Below are 827 nucleotides of genomic sequence, written 5' to 3'. Positions count from 1 at the left end.
ATAGAGACGGAAAGACCATCAGATCTGCTTGTCGATAGAGTACGGGCAAGTTTTCGACGGGAACATAGCCCAAGAATCGGATTTGATTGGCTTTTCGGGCATTTGCAGCATGTGCTTTTACTTGCTCTGCACCGTTCCAATCTCCGCCCGCAAAAACCAGCGATCGATCTTTTGTGAGTGCGTCGTCTAGAGCGTCAAAGGCGTCTATGAGGCGCACGTGATTTTTTCCAGGGTGCTCGATGCGCGACACGTAAATCAGGTAAGGGTTTTCCAGTTGATAATGCGCCAAGACGTTGAATTCTTCCGAGTCTTCAATCGCGTTGTAGCGAGCGTGATCGTAGCCGTTGTACTGCACTGACATCTTGTCTGACGGAATGTTCCAAAACCTTGTTAGATCTCGTTTTGTGTTGTGACTGATGGCAATGATGTGCGTTAGGTTTCTTGTGCAAATGGGGAGTAGGAATTTTACATACAAGGTTCGAAACAGGTCGTATTTTTGATCAACAGAAAACTGGCTCAGATCGTGGGCTATGCCAATGGTAGGCTTAGGGTACCAGAGCCCCATGCGTCGATTGATCGCAGGAAGAATAACCCAATCATAGCGTCGCTTGAACGCGAGCAAGGGAAGAAGAAATATGTGCCAAAGTATGCTCATTACCGGGTGTGCGAACAGGTTAGAAACCGGCACAATCTGAAGCCTGTTTTGTTCGACCGGAAACTCCGATATGTCTTTTTTTAACATAGCGATGCTGACTGTATTTTGAGCGCACAGCGCTGTCACCATTTGCCGGGTGTACTCAGCAATTCCAGATTTCCCGTTATCGTAG

At 47.5% G+C, this 827-nt stretch carries 1 protein-coding gene; it reads right to left on the bottom strand.

Features of this window, described 5'->3' with window-relative positions; genetic code table 11:
* On the bottom strand, positions 1 to 827 hold an 827-nt coding region (locus A3751_RS21050), incomplete at both ends, for a glycosyltransferase family 1 protein (protein ID WP_068458786.1).

It is taken from the genome of Oleiphilus sp. HI0080, from assembly GCF_001635135.1.
The sequence above is the reverse complement of the archived record's forward strand: the minus strand, read 5'-3'. Positions and strand labels throughout refer to the sequence as shown.